General features: G+C 57.3%; 15 protein-coding genes. 4 read left to right on the top strand and 11 right to left on the bottom strand.

Features of this window, described 5'->3' with window-relative positions:
- Nucleotides 1-8: 8 nt before the first annotated feature.
- The 9 genes from J7U39_RS09990 to J7U39_RS09950 are packed head-to-tail and all read right to left on the bottom strand — an operon-like array spanning nt 9 to nt 7324.
- Nucleotides 9-632, bottom strand: a complete 624-nt coding sequence (locus J7U39_RS09990; RefSeq protein ID WP_210628088.1) for a prepilin-type N-terminal cleavage/methylation domain-containing protein — start codon at nt 630-632, stop codon at nt 9-11.
- Nucleotides 629-1018, bottom strand: a complete 390-nt coding sequence (locus J7U39_RS09985; protein WP_210628087.1) for a prepilin-type N-terminal cleavage/methylation domain-containing protein — start codon at nt 1016-1018, stop codon at nt 629-631. The genes J7U39_RS09990 and J7U39_RS09985 overlap by 4 nt, the downstream gene beginning before the upstream one ends.
- Nucleotides 1011-1484: a GspH/FimT family pseudopilin gene (locus J7U39_RS09980; RefSeq protein ID WP_210628086.1), complete on the bottom strand. Its 474-nt coding sequence runs from the start codon at nt 1482-1484 to the stop codon at nt 1011-1013. Before J7U39_RS09980 ends, J7U39_RS09985 begins: the two co-directional genes overlap by 8 nt.
- Nucleotides 1481-2689, bottom strand: coding sequence for a type II secretion system F family protein (locus J7U39_RS09975; protein ID WP_210628085.1), 1209 nt, complete (start codon nt 2687-2689; stop codon nt 1481-1483). The genes J7U39_RS09980 and J7U39_RS09975 overlap by 4 nt, the downstream gene beginning before the upstream one ends.
- Before the next feature lie 5 nt (nt 2690-2694).
- Nucleotides 2695-4308: a GspE/PulE family protein gene (locus J7U39_RS09970; protein WP_210628084.1), complete on the bottom strand. Its 1614-nt coding sequence runs from the start codon at nt 4306-4308 to the stop codon at nt 2695-2697.
- 2 nt (nt 4309-4310) lie between these two features.
- A complete protein-coding gene (locus tag J7U39_RS09965) occupies nt 4311-5195 on the bottom strand; it encodes a hypothetical protein (protein WP_210628083.1) in 885 nt (294 codons plus the stop codon).
- Nucleotides 5179-5715, bottom strand: a complete 537-nt coding sequence (locus tag J7U39_RS09960) for a hypothetical protein (RefSeq protein ID WP_210628082.1) — start codon at nt 5713-5715, stop codon at nt 5179-5181. The genes J7U39_RS09965 and J7U39_RS09960 overlap by 17 nt, the downstream gene beginning before the upstream one ends.
- Nucleotides 5712-6326: a type II secretion system protein GspM gene (gspM, locus tag J7U39_RS09955; protein ID WP_210628081.1), complete on the bottom strand. Its 615-nt coding sequence runs from the start codon at nt 6324-6326 to the stop codon at nt 5712-5714. Before gspM ends, J7U39_RS09960 begins: the two co-directional genes overlap by 4 nt.
- Complete coding sequence (locus J7U39_RS09950) at nt 6323-7324, bottom strand: PilN domain-containing protein (protein ID WP_210628080.1); 1002 nt, start codon at nt 7322-7324, stop codon at nt 6323-6325. Before J7U39_RS09950 ends, gspM begins: the two co-directional genes overlap by 4 nt.
- A 554-nt stretch (nt 7325-7878) precedes the next feature.
- On the opposite strand from J7U39_RS09950, the gene J7U39_RS09945 reads away from it, so the two are divergent.
- Together J7U39_RS09945 and J7U39_RS09940 are read left to right on the top strand one after the other, a co-directional pair.
- Nucleotides 7879-13815, top strand: a complete 5937-nt coding sequence (locus J7U39_RS09945) for an RHS repeat-associated core domain-containing protein (RefSeq protein WP_210631557.1) — start codon at nt 7879-7881, stop codon at nt 13813-13815.
- The gene (locus tag J7U39_RS09940; protein ID WP_210631556.1) at nt 13802-14158 is read left to right on the top strand and encodes a hypothetical protein; all 357 of its coding nucleotides are present in this window, start codon (nt 13802-13804) and stop codon (nt 14156-14158) included. The genes J7U39_RS09945 and J7U39_RS09940 overlap by 14 nt, the downstream gene beginning before the upstream one ends.
- Before the next feature lie 384 nt (nt 14159-14542).
- Here J7U39_RS09940 and J7U39_RS09935 read toward each other — a convergent pair whose 3' ends face one another.
- Nucleotides 14543-14800, bottom strand: coding sequence for a YjhX family toxin (locus tag J7U39_RS09935; protein WP_210631555.1), 258 nt, complete (start codon nt 14798-14800; stop codon nt 14543-14545).
- Between the two features lie 299 nt (nt 14801-15099).
- Here J7U39_RS09935 and J7U39_RS09930 point away from each other — a divergent pair, with 299 nt between their 5' ends.
- Nucleotides 15100-15609, top strand: a complete 510-nt coding sequence (locus tag J7U39_RS09930; RefSeq protein ID WP_210631554.1) for a GNAT family N-acetyltransferase — start codon at nt 15100-15102, stop codon at nt 15607-15609.
- Between the two features lie 4 nt (nt 15610-15613).
- Here J7U39_RS09930 and J7U39_RS09925 read toward each other — a convergent pair whose 3' ends face one another.
- Complete coding sequence (locus tag J7U39_RS09925) at nt 15614-15925, bottom strand: DUF1294 domain-containing protein (protein WP_210631553.1); 312 nt, start codon at nt 15923-15925, stop codon at nt 15614-15616.
- Between the two features lie 141 nt (nt 15926-16066).
- Here J7U39_RS09925 and gatB point away from each other — a divergent pair, with 141 nt between their 5' ends.
- Nucleotides 16067-17569 carry an Asp-tRNA(Asn)/Glu-tRNA(Gln) amidotransferase subunit GatB gene (gene gatB, locus J7U39_RS09920; RefSeq protein ID WP_210631552.1) on the top strand — a complete coding sequence of 501 codons (1503 nt, stop codon included), beginning with the start codon at nt 16067-16069 and terminating at the stop codon, nt 17567-17569.
- The last annotated feature ends 3 nt before the right edge of the window (nt 17570-17572 follow it).

Below are 17572 nucleotides of genomic sequence, written 5' to 3'. Positions count from 1 at the left end.
TTAATGGCTCACCGCAAGAAGGCTATTCTTGCGGCGGAAATCGGCGCCGTGCCGCGTTTTGCCTCCAAGGTTATCTTGACAGCATAAGGCATCTTTTCCGGACGATTCCATTGGTTCAACCACGTCGGAGCGGTTTGGCCTTCGGGGGGCTGCGGCGCGTCCATGAATTCAAAATGGGCGTCAACGATATCCTCGATGATGGAAAAGGATACCGGCGCGGGCATCGCTCTTCCCAAGCGGCGTGGAGCATCACGCAGCACGATTGAGACGCTTCCGCCATTTTCCTGGAGCTCGATGAGGACGTCCCGAAGAGCAAGCTGATCCGTCCCCACTCTCAGCACGGTCGGAAAATGCAACGAATGAGAAGTTCCTTCGAATGCAAGCCGTTTTTCACTGGTGCCCGTAAGAAGATAAACGCTGCGTGCATCGGCGATCGTTTGCTGAAGAAATTCGATTGCGGCGATCATTTCCGTTTGGCCATCAGCGCCTTCAGTCAACCTTCTTAGCGGGCGAAACTGAGTGATTGCCCCGATCATGACGGCACTCAGCGCGGCAAGCAGCGCAAGCGTCACCAGCATTTCGACAAGAGTGAACCCTTCTTCGTCCTTCCTTGAGTTTACGGACAGCGTCATGGCTGTTGACCTTGCACCAATGACGTAACCAGGAAGGTCTGACGAAACGCGCCGGCTTTTGGTCCGACAGAGATGATGGCAAATGAATTCGAACTGCTTGTCGCGTCTCGTTCGCGCGGCGAGACCATGCGAATTCTCCAACGCAACAGACCCATTTTTCCTTCTTTCTGCCGTGCGCTGGCGCTTGTCAGTTTGGGAATTTCTTCCGCCCGCAATGTCTGCACTAACTCCAACATTTCATTTCGTTCAGTCGCGGTTCGGTAACTCCTAACAGCAACTGCCAAAGTCTGAGATGCGATAGCCATCGAAATCGATAGGATGACAAAGGCTACGATCATCTCCAATAGAGTAAAGCCTGCATCGTTCTGCAGTGGCGGATTAATCATCGGACACCATTGTGGCGGAGCCCGTTAGCCAACTGATCTTGACCCTGATCTCCTTCTCCTTATCGGTACGAAGCCGGATCTCGCCACCCGACGAGCTTCCATCAGCAAGAAACTGAATGCTCCCCTTGGAGGCAGTGGTCGCGGCATTGCGGCCAACCGTCGCGACCATCGACATAGAAGCCGGAATAACGATATCTTCATGTTTGATATCAAAATGCACGGTGCGTGTGGCCGTATCGATCGATAGAGTGGTATCTGACCCCCGCTTGATGGCGACCAATCGCGCTAAGCGCGCGCCTCGAACGATTGAAGACGCGACGGTTGCTGTTGTAGACGAACCCGCACGATGAAATTGCGGTAGTGCGACGGCGAGAACCATCCCTAATACCGCCAAAACCACAAGCATTTCCATGAGCGTAAAACCAGCACTCCCGGCATGGCGATGGGCGGAGCTTCTTGCGCTCATTGCGTGCTCAGCTCGTTGACGCTGAGAAGCGCCGTCATGACAGAGATGACCAGTCCGCCGACGAGCAGTCCCAGCAGGATCGTTATCGCTGGAGTGATGAGCGAGAGAAGACTATCGAGGGTCCTCTGGGCCCCAGATCGCAGGATATTCGATCCGTTGGCGAGTACGGCAGGGAGCTTGTTCACCTCGTCTCCGACTGCGGTCAGCGACACGACGCTCGGCGGGAATAGTTTTGTCTCCGCTAAGGCCTCGGCAAGGCGCCGCCCTGATATCACCGCTTCGCGGATCGGTGACAACTTCGTTCTGCAAATGGAAATCGTGCACGCATCGGCAGCCAGAGCCAGAGCCTGGGGCATGGCAACAGCATTTTCGAGTAGCAGCGCTAGGGTCTGCAGGTAGCGGGCAAGCGCCATCTTGATAATGAGTGGCCCGAAAATCGGCATCTTGAGCGCGACAGCCATCATCAATCGGGAGAGCTCTTGGGCCCGCCATGCAAAAAGAATTCCGGTAAGGGTCAGAACCGACACAGCGACAGGCGGGAAGGCTGGATTTTCAATGAACTTTCCAACTGCCGACAAGACGGCGATCAGCAAGGGGGTCTCTCGCTCCGAGCTCTGGAAGATTGGTTCAAGAGCCGGCACAAGCACGAATGTGACGACGCCGAGCGCTATGATCATCATGACGAGCAGAAAGGCCGGATAGAGCAGCGCATCCATCAACTGCTTGCGTTGATTCTTCCGGCGTTCCAGGTCGGAAGCGATGACCGAGAGAACATGCCCCAGCCGGGCCGTTTTCTCCCCACTTGCGATCAGCGACAGAATGTCATCCGGCAGATCGTCGAGCGAAGCGAATGCTGATGAGGCCGCCGCCCCGGCAGATATCTGCTCCAGCATAGCGTCGAGACGCTCGCGCTCGTTTTGGTGGGTAGCGGAAGCGCTCAGCGAACGCAGGGACTGGTCTAACGTTAGCCCGGCCGCCACCAAGACTGCCAAATTGCCGAAGAACCGGGCTTGGTCAAAACTCGGCTCGAACTTGGGAAGACGCAGATATGACTGCAAACCTCGATCGCCATAGGGCCGAACGTCGGAAATCGTCACGCCCGGTGAGCGAAGCTTCCGGCGAGCATCGGCGATATCTGTGGCTTCGACCGTGCCAGACCGTTTTCGGCCGTCACCAGAAAAAATGCTGTATCCAAACTTAGGCATGGCGACTAATCCGCATCGATGACACGCAAGACTTCATCCATCGTTGTCAGGCCTCTTTCCACCAGCTTTTGCCCGTGTTGGCGAAGTGGAACCATGCCGTTCTCAATGGCCACAGCTTCGAGATCTTCTTCGGCGCTGGTCGCGCGCATCTCTTCCTTGAACCGCTCGGAAACCTCCAGGATCTCATAGGTAGCCCTGCGTCCCTTGAAGCCGGTCCCTTCGCAAGCGACGCAGTCGGTTTTGAACGAAAGGTCTCGACAAACTTCGCAGCATTGCCGCAGAAGCCGCTGGCCGATCACACCTCTTATTGTCGCCGCCAGCAAAAACGGCTCGACGCCCATATCGCGAAGCCGATTGAACGCGCCGATCGCGCTGTTCGTATGCAAAGTTGAAAGAACGAGTCGACCAGTGAGCGCTGCCTGAATTGCGATTTCGGCGGTTTCCCGATCGCGAATCTCGCCGACCAGAACGATATCGGGATCCTGCCGCAGAACAGAACGGAGCGCAGTGGCAAACGAAAGGCCGATCGCTGGATCGATCTGCAATTGCGTGATGCCGGCAATGCGATATTCGACAGGATCTTCCACCGTGAAAATCTTCACGCTCGACCGATTGAGCCCCGACAGGATCGAATAGAGGGTTGTTGTCTTACCGGATCCGGTCGGGCCAGTCACCAGAATGAGGCCATTCGAGCGCCTCGTCAGATTGTCGAGCTTGCTCGCCGCGGCCGGATCATAGCCTAGTGATGCCAGATCGAGTTTGATGTTCTCGCGATCGAGAACGCGAAGTGCTGCCGTTTCCCCATGCACCGAAGGCACGACGGAAAGACGGAAGTCGACCTCCTGGCCTCTGACGGGCAAACGCAATCTGCCATCCTGCGGCAGACGACGTTCGGCTATGTTAAGCCGCGCGAGAATTTTCAAACGGCTTATCACGCCCGTATGAAGCGATTTGGGCGCATTATCCGTTTCGAGCAGGATACCGTCGCGGCGAAGCCGGATACGGAGCGTCTCTGCCTGCGGCTCCAGATGAATGTCTGTCGCTTTATCGTCGATTGCTCTTTGGACAATCTTCGAGACAAATTTAACAACAGGGGCATCGCGCGCCACATCAAGGAGTCGCTCGAGATCGACATCGAGGGCCCCTTCCTCTACAAGCGACTCATCGAGCGGGGCGTTCGACTCTCGTCGAAGACGGCCAATATGCTCTTCGATGGTGCTTCTCGGCGCCACACCAATTCGCAATGGCAGATCGAAGAGGTAAGAGACTGCCTCGGTTGTTTGATGATCAAATGGGTCGGCGACAGCTAGGCGAAGATAGTCATCGGCCTTCTCCAGGGGAACGATCGCCTTCTCGGTTGCGAAATCCCAGCCCAGCCTTTCGAGCCATTCAAGGCCGTTTCCGGGGAGGCCATCCTCGATGACCTCGAGATCGAGGGAGCTCGCGATCTCTGATGCAATCGTAAGTTCGGCAAGTACGCCCAGTTCCCGAATAACCACGTCCAATGGCTGGCCGGTCTGCCGCCTTGCAGATCTTATTCGCTGAATGGCTTCCGGAGTGACCAACCCGCTATTGACGAGATGAGCGAGAAATTTCTCAGAACGTTCCATCACCTGCATTGTTACAATGCCTCCTTGAGCCAAGAGGCCGCATCAGGTCCTAAGAGGAGCCCACAATCCGAAAGACCGCGCCGTGAAATCGACGAAAGCGGCAACGCCCACACACGGCGGTTGGTTTGTCGACCGTCACCGGTCGTCACAATTCTGGCATCAGTTGCCCATTCGCCTTGGCTGTTGATTTTTGTCGCCAGCGTATAGGTGCCCGAAGGCTGCAGCCGATGTCGAATTTCACCGCTAACATCAGTCAGATGAGAGCGGAGGGAGGCAGATGCGAATTCGCGGCTGACAGCGGCGCTGTGGCTATCGACGGTGAATATTTCGCTGATCTGTTCCGGGCTGAACCGCCGCATTTCCGGAAAATCGAGGAGTTCAACCACATCTTCGAAGGGCGCGTGCTTGAAGCCGTATTCCGGCTCCGACTTGGCCGGGATCGGCGAATTGGAATATTGCCGAGAGCGAAATAGAATAACTGCGCTGGCGACATCCGTAACTTGTGGGGCGGTCAAGCCTAAGGCCGCCAAGCCGGCTTCTATGGTGGCTAATCCAGCGACATTAAGATCAATGAGACCGGCATGATCGAGAATGCGAAGCGTCACGATCGCGTCGCCGGAGGCGCATGACCTTCCACTCGCTTCTCCGGCAATGGTTGCGCCCCAGGCGCCATCGGTTTCAAGCTTCATTGCGGTATAGGCATTGATCGCCTCCGCCGCATAGGCAAGCCGGCTCCGCTCGAAACTGTGATGGGAGGTCAGAGCGGCGAGACGGGCAGCGGATGAAAACGGGATCAGTAGCGCAGCGAATAACAACAGAAAGGCAAGCACCGCGAGGAGCGCAAAACCATCCTCATCAGCGCAGTCGTCTGCTCGCCTCTTAGTTTTGTCGGACATCGAGGCCTTCAGCGGGATAGAGGTTGACGACCGCCTGCTGATCTCCGGCGCGCAAGACGACGCTGTCAATGTCGATACGGTCGATGGTCCACCCCTCGATCGTGCCGCCGATTGGCAGCCATTGCGATGGGGCATCTGTGTTGACCGCCAATAGCGCCGATAGGTCAGGGCCAATTTTTCGAATGCCTTCAAGGCGAAAGGCGGGAAGCTGCACCGCTGGCGCAGCGACAACCGGCTCGGGCGGAGGTATTGCAGGGACAACAACGGGGAGGAATTCCCGGCGTGTTGGACTGAATACTGGCCTGGACAAGGTCTCAGGTGAAGTGGACAAGTCTACTGTCGCCTTGGTCTCCAACGCTGGCGTGGCCGAAGGACGAATTGTCCTTTCTTCGGAGGCGTCAGGCGGAGAAATATCGACCGCCATTTCATACAGTGCGAAATTGACAAGGCAAAGCGTGCTGAGTGCAGCAGCGGCGCTCAACGTCGTCAGAAAACTCGTGTCAGGGACTCGAAATCTCATTTGGCTTCTGCCGCTCTTTGCCGGCCGCTCGTTGCCGGATTGACCGACCCGTAGATTTCCATGCTTGTTGAGAGCTGAAGCGGCGCCTGAAGCTGTCCCTGTTGGATAGGGTTGGTTGCCCGAATGGTAGCTTTTCGAATGACAAGCGGAGGTCTCGACGTCTCGATGCCGACCATGGCTCTATGAACGGACGATAAGCTTCCCTGGATATCAGCTGTGACCCCAATTAACGGCACGCCGTCGCGCGAAGATTCCGAAAGAACACTAATGGAAATAACGACCGCCCCGGCTTCTCCTGCGATCGCGTTGATGCGCTCCTGAAGTCGCGCACGTGTCACGGGCATTGTATCGCCCTGGAGGTAGAGGGCAGCGGCAACGTCGGCGGAAATGGCCGTGGATGCTCCATCCAGAGGCCGTCGCGACAATATTGCGTTCAGCTTGCCGAGTTCAAATCGCTTCGCGTCAATGTCGCTCGCCAGGCCGCGCAGCTGGTCTCCTGTAAGCACTGAAATCCAGATGACGCACAACGTGCCAAAGGCGAGCAATCCAAAGGCAACCATCTGCTGCACCCGCTGCGGTGCGTTCATCAGTCCGATCAGCAGGTCCGTCATTTCCGCTCGACCTTCAGGCGCATCTCAAAATGCTCGTCTGTTCCGCCAGCCTCGCGCACAACCGGTGACGTAAAACTGGGCTCGCTAAAGAGCTGAGACTCTTCCAGCGGCCCGATCAAGCTCGCCGCCGACTGGGAAAAGCCCGACATGGTCACTGTTTCCTCGTCGATCGACATGTCGGAAAGCCATGCCGTATCCGGCAATTGACGGCTCATCTCTTCCCATATTTGGATGACGGGAACGGACTCATCTTTGCGCCGCCGCGCGGTGTCCAAAGCGGCGACGGCTTTCGCGCGCTCATTTAAAGATGCCCGCACTGCGCTTGCCTGCTCTCGCTTTGCGGCGATCTCACTTTCAAGATCCGATAGTGCGCCCTCGTATCGAAGGACCGCGTGCGCAAGCGTCAGGCCGGCCGCCAAAAGCAGCAGAGATAGGGTTATTGCCGTTCGTGTCGAATGGGACAGGGAAAGAGCAGCTTTCGGCAAAAGCTCGCTGACTGCTCTTTGCGTGAGATGAATGGCCGAGCCATCTGAGACGGCGAGCGAGATGCCTCCGATCTTTATTTTGGCGGCGGTGAGAGCGGAAACGACCGGATCGAGCAAGGGTTTCTTTACAATGGCGTAGGTCGTGCCTTCGGAGGCGTTGCCTGTGATCGGCATAAGGTAAACGTCGTCGTGACGAAATGGAGTTGCCGCGGTCAAGTCGGCGGCCGCTATCTCCCTGGCCCTGGAATAGGGAAGCTGGGATCTCGTAATCGTGCGGCGAATGTAGCGATCCTTGGCCAGCACAAGCGAGCAGGTTCTGCGACGTCCGAAAATTGCTTCGATCTCGGCAAGCGATACCTCCTCCGCTCGCGAGCCATCCGGCCAGATAACAGAAACTCCCGATCGTCCTATCTCGACAATGGGGTAGTGCCTGCTTTGAGGTCGCAGAAATAACATGCGCCGAATTTCGGCGCACCACCAGTCGCGGAAATCGAGCGCGCTATCGACAATCATGGTTGCATGAATTTATGAGGACCGAATCACCGGTTTTGTAATCAACACTGTAATGCGAACTACCACGCGTTGCAGGATTCATGCGCGTTGAGTTGCACTATCCACAGGCTTTCGGAGCGTCGTAGAAGTGAATGCCGAACGCTGGATCATTACTGATCTCAGATGCTTCCTGCAACTTTCGTTAGTTGCATTTTTTTGCATTTCGGCGGAGTGCTACTTGCATTATGAAGTGTTTTCGACTTTAGAGGGTGTAAATTTAAGCACGTCTTGATTCATCTGGGGGATTCATGCGTCGGTTTCGTTCGGGTGTTGCAGCTTTTGCTGCAGCGGTTTCTTTTGCTTTGTTCTTTGCTCCGAGTATAAACCAATCTCTTATCGGGACTGCGGTTGCTGCCGATTCCGGTAAAGCCGTCAACGGTGGCCTTGGCAATGGAGGTTCGGGACTGGGCGGGGAAACCCAGAATGTTCACCCATCTGAGGCAGGCGCCGATCCTACAGCGGCGGCTCCTGAGCCCGACAGGGCTGTCGACCGAACCGGTCTCGGCAAGGCTGGCGTGGCGCCGGCTGACGATACCGCCGAGGATGCGACCGAAAGCGAAGCGCCGACCACTAGCGTAAAAGCGAAAGCTGCGACATCGTCTGCTACAGCGATTGCCGCTGCAGCGGCGGTCGATCCGGATGCGCCGCCTGTCGGCACATCGGCGCGTGCGACGACGCCGATACCGGAGGTTTCCGGCTCCGGCACGTTCAACGAGGAAATCGGAATCGAAACCCCGGCTTTTCATGGCATTCAGCCGGAAATCGCACTTCAGTATATCTCATCGCGAAAGACGAAGCTCGGCGGGCTCTATCAGGGCTGGTTGGGTCACGGTTGGGGGCTCAAAGGCTTCGACGTGATTGAGCGTGCCAGCATCGGCCAAGGTCTGCCGGCATTCAATTCGAGTGATATTTACCTGTTGAACGGCGAGGAACTCGTCCCTTGCGGGACAAACACGGTTTCCCCGTCATGCTCGACCGGCGGCACGCATGCCACAGAGGTGGAAAGCAATCGCCGCATCGCTCGCGATTCTTCTTCTGCCAACGAATGGATCGTCACCAATCCCGATGGCGTCAGACTGACATTCAAATCGCTGACTGCGATAACAAACGCAAACCCTGCTCCGGGGGCGCTTTCTGATCTTTATAATAGTTCTCGCTGGTTGCTCACTTCCGTCAGCGACACGAATGGCAATACGGTTGCATATGCCTACACGTGCCCCGACCTGTTTGTCTGCTATCCCAGTACAGTGTCGTATGGCGATACCGTCATCCGGTTCCGCTATGAAGCTCGGCCTGACCAGATCATCATGGCCAACGGCCATCGTTTCTCCTATACCAAAAACCGGATCAAGACGATTGCTGTCGAGGTCAATGGCCAACTGCAGGCGGCCTATGGGCTTTCATACAACCAGGCGCCATTCTCCAACAGATCCCGGTTGATCCAGGTCGAACGCTACGGCAGCGACGCCGTTATCGCTTCTGACGGCACTCTTTCGGGGCCAGCGCATAAGCCAATCCGCAAGATGGCCTATCACAATCTAAGCTATAGCTACGATTATGCCCCAAATCTGTTTACCGCGCCCCGAACCAATGGTGATCCTTCCAAATATGAAACATTCACAAACGTCGAGACATTTGCCACGACGGACATGAATCTGGACGCCAGGGATGAGCTGTTAATAAATCGGGCGACGAAAAGGGCGATCAAGGAACAGGACAGTTCGGGATTTTCCTACACGTATTCCTGGACCATGACAGTTAATTCGTTTGGGTCGGATGGCCGCTCAGTATATCCAAGAAGTATATCGCGAGCGGATTATGGCGCTACAGTCCATCTTCTTTCTTTTCCAGGGCGATACTTCCCAAGCGTTAAGGACATTCCTTACAGCTCGATAACCGCCGACAGTTCGGGCTATAAAACATTGAACGATGTGGTTGGCACGGCCTGGGATCAGTCGGTCTCTGACGGAAGATGCACCAACTCTTCCTATACGGCAATGTGCGCCGCGCTGCCCTCCGTTTCTAGCCCGTCTACCGATCCATTTTCTCAGAGCCAATCATTCGTGGCCGATCCTGATGGAAATGGCGTTGATCAGCTTTTCAAATTCACTTCCTCGTTCTTGGGCGGCAGCGGTGGATACATTGTGGGGCCAGCCGACCTGCTCGGGAACGGTCGGCAGGGTGCCGTCATCGGCGGCGCATCCTCGATTACGAAAGTCCTGAGTTATACCGGCGGCAGCTGGGCCAACATCCGGGATGCGTCGATCGATTGCCGCAACAGAGTTTGTGCTCTCGCCGATGTCAACGGCGATGGAGCCGCAGACCTCGTGCAGAACACGTCCTTCTCGAATGGGAAGTACAGCGGCCTATCGATCTGGCTATGGACAGGGCGCGATTACGAAGCATTTATACAGAATGCGTCATTTTCAGGTTCGCCGTTGTTGCGCGATTTCGATAATGACGGCATGACCGACATCCTGCTTGCTGAGGGCGCGACGCAAGCAAATCCTTATAGAACGACCTATGCCTGGGGAGTATGGTTCGAGCCCTCGGGCACCCGATTGGTTCAGTCTCCGTTGGCGATTTCGGGATCCAATATTTCCGGCGATTTCAATGGCGACGGTTTGCCGGATTTTTTGAATTCTCGGACCGGTGTGTTGCTCTCCATCGCCGGAACCGGCAACCCCAACCTCCTGCGCAGCATGACTCTTGAAACCGGGGCTACGGTTTCGGTCGATTATAAGCCGTCGTCAGCGCTGCCTGGTGCTGATATGCCATTGATGCATACTGTCAGCAGGATCAGCGTCAACGACGGAAAGGGGAACGTAAGCAATACCGACTACGCCTTCTCAGATGCCCTCTATAGTTTCGATCTGCGCAGGTTTTATACTTTTGGCGCTATGGTCAAAACCCTGCCGCAGGCTTCAGGAGAGGCGGCTCGCCCTACCGTAAAAACATCTTATCGCAGAGATCGTGCAAGTTACGGGCGACCGTGGGTTGTGTTGAGAAGTGATGCCAAGGGAAACTCCAAGCAAATTACCGAGGACTATTCGTTCCAGATCGATACAAAGCCCTATTCGTTTAGGCATATTGCGACGACGACGAAGCTGACGGAGGGGGGCACGACGGCCTACCTGCGGACGGAGCGCAGCTTCGATGCCTATGGCAATGTGACCGGGATTAAGGATCGCGGCCGCACGGTGGATGCCGCCGGCACGGAGAATGTCAACACCACCGGCGACGAGAAGACGACGACCTTCACCTATGCGCCAAACACCTCCGCTTACATCGTCTCGCTACCGACTTCGAAGACGGTTCGTCTCGGTGTCGATGCCGCGTCGCCGATCGGCAGCAAAGAGGAATATCTCTATGACGATGCGACGGCGGTTGCGACGCCGCCGGTCAAGGGCAACCTGACGCAGAAGCTTGCCTATATGAGCGTCGGCAGCACACCGCGGGTGTCGCCGACCAGCTACGCTTACGATGCCTACGGCAACCGGATTGCCGAGACCGATGCGCTCGGCAACCGCAGCGAATGGGACTACGACGCCACCTATCATCTTTACCCGGTGGCGGAACGGGCGCCGCGCTACTTCGCCAATGGCGCCCTGACGGGTGACAGCCGCTTCACCAGCACGACCACCTACGATCTGGTCTGCGGGCTGCCGGCGACGAAGACCGACTGGAACGGCATCGTCGAGACCTTCACCTATGACGCCTATTGCCGGCCCTATGGCTATGTGAATGCCGGATCGGGCAATTACCTCAACACCCGCTATGAGAACGAGGGCAGCCCGACGACACAGGCGGTGGTGACCTCTTCGCCGCGGACCAACGGGACAGGCGAGGTCTTCAGCCGCACCTATTATGACGGCCTCGGCCGGCCCTGGCAGGTGGAGACGCCCGGGGCGTCTGCCACCGGACCGGTTCGCATCACCGAGACCGCCTATGATGCGCGTGGGAACGTGCAGAAGACATCACTTGTCCGATTCAAGGCCGCCGCGACCGAGCCTGAGACGATACAATGGACGACCAACAGCTATGACTGGCAGGACCGGGTGATCAAGCAGGTCAATCCCGACACCAGCCAGAAGCTCTATCAATATGCGGCGCAGTCGGCACTTGTGACCGACGTCACCAGGCTGCCGGTGTCGCTAACGGTCATGACCGACGAGGAAAACCATCCGCATCGCAGCTATGCCGATGCGGACGGCAATGTCATTGCCCTGCAGTCGCAGCTCGGCGCGAACTGGGTCACGGAAAACCGCAGCTACGACCCGCTCGGCCGTCTGCTGGGGGTGCGCGACCCGAAGGGCGCGCAATGGACCTATACCTACGACCTGCTCGGCAACCGGCTGACGGCAAGCGATCCGGATCTCGGCAACTGGTCCTATGCCTATGATGATGCCGGCCGGCTGATCCGCCAGACGGATGCGCGCGGCGCGGTGACGACGATCGCCTACGACCAGATGGGCCGGGTCACCCGCAAGGAGGTGACGGAACCGGGTGCGACGGTGCCGACCCTGCTGGCTGAGAACAGCTATGACGAGCCGGCCGCCACCGGTTCGTCGCACAATGCCGGCATGCTGACCAAGGCCGAGAACGCCAATGCGACGCTGACCTACACCCGTTTCTATAACGGTGCCGGCGACAAGGTCATCACCCGGGCGGTCATCGACGGCGTGGCGAGCACGACCACCGTCGAGCATGGCCCGACCGGCAAGACCACGGCGATCGGTTATCAGCCTGCCAACATCGTCGTCGGCAAGCGGACCTTGCCCTGGCTCTATAACGACGCCGACCTGCTTTCCAGGATCCCGGGACTGATCGACTCGACCAGCTACGAGGCCGACGGCCAGACGCAGACGATCAATTACATCAATGGCGTAAAGACGACCTTCGCCTATTCGCCGACGCGACGCTGGCTGGAGCGGGTGACGACGGCGAAGGGCACGACGGTGCTGATGGACAATCAGTACAGCCGTGACAAACTCGGCCGGATCAAGACCATCACCGGCCTGGCAGCCAACGACAACTGGACCTATGGCTATGACGATCTCTCTCGCCTGACCGGCGCCGACAATGCCGGCGACAACAGCCTCGACGAGACCTACAGCTACGACACCAATCACAATCTTCTCTCCCGCACGCGGGTCGGCAGCTATGTCTATCCGACGACGGCATCGGCGATCCGCCCGCATGCGGCAACGCAGATCGGTGCCAAGACCATCGACTATGACGCCAACGGCAACATGGTCTCGGATGGTAGCCGCACGCTGAGCTGGGACGGCGCCAACCGGCTGGCGAGCGTCACCCAGGACGGCGCCACGGTGAGCTTCGCCTATGGCCCGGACGGCGCCCGGGTGAAGAAGAGCTGGGGCTTCGGCACGACCCTCTATCCCGACGCCAATGTCGAGATCGACCGCTCGACGCCCGGCACCGACATCTACACCCTTTATCCGCATCCAGACGCCAAGATCGTCGTCACATCAGGCAGCACCGAGCAGGACAAGTTCTTCCTGCACCGCGATCATCTCGCCTCGGTGCGGCAGGTGACCAACGAAAGCGGCTACCGGGTCGAGCAGACCGGCTATGCCGCCTATGGCGAAGCCACCAACACCAGCTTCCAGACCAAGAAGAGCTATATCGGCGAACGCTTCGATGCCGAAACCGGGCTGATGTACCTCAATGCCAGATACTACGATCCGGCCTTCGGGCGGTTCGTCTCGCCGGATGACTGGGACCCGACCAAGGAAGGCGTCGGCACAAACCGCTACAGCTACTCCGAAAATGATCCGGTCAATAAGTCCGATCCGAATGGGCATTCGATCAATTACTCAGACAGTTGGGGACAGCGCAGCACCGAGCCGCTTAATGGACGCTTGTCCCGCGCTGATGATGGCTTGAAATCTGAAATCAACGTCAGTCTGAACGCCGGAGCGACAGCTGGCAGCAGGTCGTTTGCAGGCGGCCTATTCGGTGACGAGCCGGATGTAGAAGAAGAAGGTGAAGCCAGCAACTTTGAGTTCCAGCGGCATCAAATGGATGAGCAACTGGAGAAACATATTCTTAGCCCGTCGGCCGGTTTCTTTAACAAAGAAATGCATGGCGTCGATATCAAAGGCATCGGAATTGGCGCACCCATGTCGATGGGAACGTTCAAATCTCCAGCCACAAAAGCATACGCTCGCCCCTCGAATGCCACTACGCCAAAGCAAAGAACCTTTGTTCAAGGTAAATCATGTGTTGAGTGTGGGGCCGCAGGTGGAAAAATGATCGCCGATCATATCAAATCCCTCGTAATAGAATATTATGAAAATGGATCAATCGACAAAACGCGGATGCGAGATATAAAATCGGTTCAGCCACAGTGTGTTATCTGCTCTGCTAAACAAGGCGGATACTTAAGCAATTTTTCTCGTCAGATGAAAAAGGAAAATGGATTTGAATAAGAGCCTTGCAATAGCCCAGAAGGAGATCTGCGATCGCTATGGCTCCCCACTTGTCGCTCCGCTGCCTCATCAAATTGTCGGAATTGCTCGCAATGTTAAATCTGGCTTTCGGCCGATTAATGGCCTCCGGCACCCAGTAGTAGGAAACACAACTGGTTGGTACATCTGGGCAGGTGAATACTCTTTTGCGGATGATTTTTTCAGTCCGCTTCATATCAGTCACTTGGCTGATTGGGCTCCGATCGTTGAACAATATCTTGGCCTTGCCCCGGGATGGCGTTTCTTGATCGACGGGGACTATGAGGACGTATGGTTTGATGAAGCGCTCCTTAGCGAAAGCTAAAGCCGAATTTAACTCTCTTTTCCCTTATCCTGTAAACCAGGGCATCGATTTGGCTGTTGGTGTGGCGATTGATGATCCTGGTAACCACGTCTGCCAGATAGGCCATCGACGCCGATGAGCTTTGCCGTTTTGATGAACGAGGCAATGGTCGCCAATGTTCGGCTCCTGTGCCGGAACCGGTTAAGAGCGCATTCTTACGATTGAGAGCAATTGGCGTTGAGGATCGTTCGACTGTATTGGAATCAAAACGACATGTCTAAGCCCTCGTTCGAGCTCAACATCGTCAATCAGACACTGATCCGGAAGGTGCGATCAAAACTCCGCTTACGCTCAACCCTGAACGCGCGGTCTGAGGCACGGTCAGAGCGCGTCGGTCGCCTGACCCTATCTATTGTCCAGCTGCGACCTGACCAGTCTCAGCCCTCGTTCGGTAATCCGGTAGGGTTGGCCGCCTGAAGACTTGATCGCCTTCAGCCGCTTCAGCCTGCGGAAGAGATCGAGGTCGACGCCGGGATAGAGCCAGCCGTCGCGGGTGAAGCAACTGACGTTTTCGATCTTTCTGTAGTCGTCGCGGGTAATTTCGATGCGGCCGCCTTGGGCCATCAGATGCAGGATGCGCTGCTCCGTGCGGGAAATGTCCATGTTGTGAGATCCGGTATCGCGCCTTAGGCGCGCACAAAAACGATCTGGCGCTCATTCGAACGTCAGGGCTTCGTTTTTTCGGGCCCATGCGCGCAAGAAAACTTGCGGGCAGGGCCTTTACCGGGTCTCAGGCAGGCTCAACATAAAATATCTATTATTCAGCCCCGAAAAAGCGGTCAAGCGCATCGCTGTCGGTGAAAACTGGTCGAAAACCTTGGTTTCGGTTGATCATCCCTTTGCAGCTACTGGTAAATTCCGCGACTCAGTGCTCTAGTTGGAGGGGTAACGCGGAGGTGTCGTTGATCCACATTCGCAATGCCCGCGACGGGGAAGCGGAACTGTTGAGCGAGATCGGGCTCAGGGCCTGGCAAAAGGCGATGGCGTCGATTGGCGAATCGGATGCGATGATCGACGCGGCGCGCAACGCCTTTCGCAACTTCGTGGAGAACGACTGGCTGACAATCACCGTCATCGAGCAGAACGGCCAGGTCGCAGGCTGGGCTGCACGCGAGGGATTGGACGAAACCATCTCGGATTTCTGGATCGATCCCGTCTTCACCCGGCAGGGACTCGGCTCAGCCCTTCTCGAACGCATCGAGAAGGATATCGCCGGCCGAGGCTTCGAGACGGCGGCGGTGCAGACCCATTCCGGCAATAGCGAGGCAATCGGCTTTTTTCGGAAGCACGGTTACGGTATCCACTGGCTGTCGGTCGCCTATAATCCGAAGCTTGACCGAGACGTGCCCTCTGTCGGGCTGACGAAGCCGCTGGTTTCGGAGAGCCAAGGCGGCTACGGGCAGGAATTCTGAGGTTTCAAAAATTCAGATGAAGGCGAGGGGCCCATAGCGGCGCGAAGGCCAGCGCCGTAGCCAAGGCGCCGTGGAGGATCAGGATCGCCGTCAGGATCGACCGGAACGGCTCCTTCCTCGTTTTGTGGCGCAGGAACTGCTGTGCCGCCACCGCGCCGAGGCTACCGCCGATCAGCGCAAGGATCAGAAGCGTACGCTCGCTGATGCGCCATCCGCCCTGGCGCGCCGCCTGCTTGTCGAGGAAATAGACCGAAAAGACGATCAGGTTCAGCGCCAGCAACAGTGCGATCAATTTGGTGATGTCGGTCATGGTCATGCGGCTACACTGCCATGCCCCGGTTAACCCGCGGCAAATGTCGCCCCGTCAAACCGCGATCCGCAATGGGGAAAGCCTTGCACCGGAATGCCATTTCCTTTACCTCACCAGTGGAAAAGAACAGCCTGCAAAGAGCATCAGATGACCATTGTCGACGTCCGCACGCCTGATCCGAAACGCTTCATCCCCGGCGCCACCGGCGACTGGGAAGTCATCGTCGGCATGGAAGTCCATGCCCAGGTGCTGTCCAATTCGAAGCTCTTCTCCGGCGCTTCGACGGAATTCGGCAAGCCGCAGAATTCGAATGTTTCGCTGGTCGATGCCGCCATGCCCGGCATGCTGCCCGTCATCAACGAGGAATGCGTCAAGCAGGCCGTGCGCACCGGTCTCGGCCTCAAAGCTGAGATCAACAAGCGTTCGGTCTTCGACCGCAAGAACTACTTCTACCCCGACCTGCCGCAGGGCTATCAGATTTCTCAGTACAAGGATCCGATCGTCGGCGAGGGCAAGATCGTCATTTCGCTCGGGCCGGACCGCCAGGGCCAGTTCGAGGATATCGAGATCGGCATCGAACGCCTGCACCTGGAACAGGATGCCGGCAAGTCGATGCACGACCAGCACGCGACCATGTCCTATGTCGACCTCAACCGGTCCGGCGTGGCGCTGATGGAGATCGTCTCCAAGCCCGACATGCGCTCGTCCGACGAGGCCAAGGCCTATATGACCAAGCTGCGTTCGATCGTGCGTTACCTCGGTACTTGCGACGGCAACATGGACGAAGGCTCGATGCGCGCCGACGTCAACGTCTCCGTCCGCCGTCCGGGCGAGGCTTTCGGCACGCGCTGCGAAATCAAGAACGTCAACTCGATCCGCTTCATCGGCCAGGCGATCGAATACGAAGCGCGCCGCCAGATCGGCATTCTGGAAGACGGTGGCACGATCGATCAGGAGACACGCCTCTTCGATCCGAACAAGGGCGAGACGCGCTCCATGCGCTCGAAGGAAGACGCGCATGATTATCGCTACTTCCCCGATCCGGATCTGCTGCCGCTCGAATTTGACGACGCCTTCATCAAGGCGCTCGAAGCCGATCTGCCGGAACTGCCCGACGACAAGAAGGAGCGCTTCGTGCGTGAACTCGGCCTGTCGGTCTACGATGCCTCGGTGCTGGTTTCCGAAAAGGCAATCGCCGATTATTTCGAGGCCGTGGCCGCCGGCCGCGACGGCAAGACGGCGGCAAACTGGGTGATCAACGACCTGCTCGGCGCGCTCAACCGTACCGGCAAGGACATCGAACAGACGCCGGTGTCGCCGGCTCAGCTCGGCGCCATCATCGACCTCATCAAATCAGGGACCATCTCCGGCAAGATCGCCAAGGATCTCTTCGAGATCGTGCTGACCGAGGGCGGCGATCCCGCCGAGATCGTCGAATCGCGCGGGATGAAGCAGGTGACGGATACCGGCGCCATCGAGAAGGCCGTGGACGAGATCATCGCCGCCAATCCCGAACAGGTCGAAAAGGTCAAGGCGAAGCCGACCATGGCGGCATGGTTCGTCGGTCAGGTGATGAAGGCGACCGGCGGCAAGGCCAATCCGCAGGCGGTCCAGGCGCTCGTCAAGGCGAAGCTCGGCATCGAGGAATAGCCC

The organism is Rhizobium sp. NLR16a (genome assembly GCF_017948245.1).
Classification (GTDB): domain Bacteria; phylum Pseudomonadota; class Alphaproteobacteria; order Rhizobiales; family Rhizobiaceae; genus Rhizobium.
Note: the sequence above shows the minus strand (reverse complement) of the source record. Positions and strands in the feature narration are given on the sequence as shown.

Excerpts from the sequence above, each read along its gene's own strand:
- J7U39_RS09990 (WP_210628088.1), bottom strand. The coding sequence starts at position 632 with ATGACGCTGTCCGTAAACTCAAGGAAGGACGAAGAAGGGTTCACTCTT.
- J7U39_RS09985 (WP_210628087.1), bottom strand. The coding sequence starts at position 1,018 with ATGATTAATCCGCCACTGCAGAACGATGCAGGCTTTACTCTATTGGAG.
- J7U39_RS09980 (WP_210628086.1), bottom strand. The coding sequence starts at position 1,484 with ATGAGCGCAAGAAGCTCCGCCCATCGCCATGCCGGGAGTGCTGGTTTT.
- J7U39_RS09975 (WP_210628085.1), bottom strand. The coding sequence starts at position 2,689 with ATGCCTAAGTTTGGATACAGCATTTTTTCTGGTGACGGCCGAAAACGG.
- J7U39_RS09970 (WP_210628084.1), bottom strand. The coding sequence starts at position 4,308 with ATGCAGGTGATGGAACGTTCTGAGAAATTTCTCGCTCATCTCGTCAAT.
- J7U39_RS09965 (WP_210628083.1), bottom strand. The coding sequence starts at position 5,195 with ATGTCCGACAAAACTAAGAGGCGAGCAGACGACTGCGCTGATGAGGAT.
- J7U39_RS09960 (WP_210628082.1), bottom strand. The coding sequence starts at position 5,715 with ATGAGATTTCGAGTCCCTGACACGAGTTTTCTGACGACGTTGAGCGCC.
- gspM (WP_210628081.1), bottom strand. The coding sequence starts at position 6,326 with ATGACGGACCTGCTGATCGGACTGATGAACGCACCGCAGCGGGTGCAG.
- J7U39_RS09950 (WP_210628080.1), bottom strand. The coding sequence starts at position 7,324 with ATGATTGTCGATAGCGCGCTCGATTTCCGCGACTGGTGGTGCGCCGAA.
- J7U39_RS09940 (WP_210631556.1), top strand. The coding sequence starts at position 13,802 with ATGGATTTGAATAAGAGCCTTGCAATAGCCCAGAAGGAGATCTGCGAT.
- J7U39_RS09935 (WP_210631555.1), bottom strand. The coding sequence starts at position 14,800 with ATGGACATTTCCCGCACGGAGCAGCGCATCCTGCATCTGATGGCCCAA.
- J7U39_RS09925 (WP_210631553.1), bottom strand. The coding sequence starts at position 15,925 with ATGACCATGACCGACATCACCAAATTGATCGCACTGTTGCTGGCGCTG.
- gatB (WP_210631552.1), top strand. The coding sequence starts at position 16,067 with ATGACCATTGTCGACGTCCGCACGCCTGATCCGAAACGCTTCATCCCC.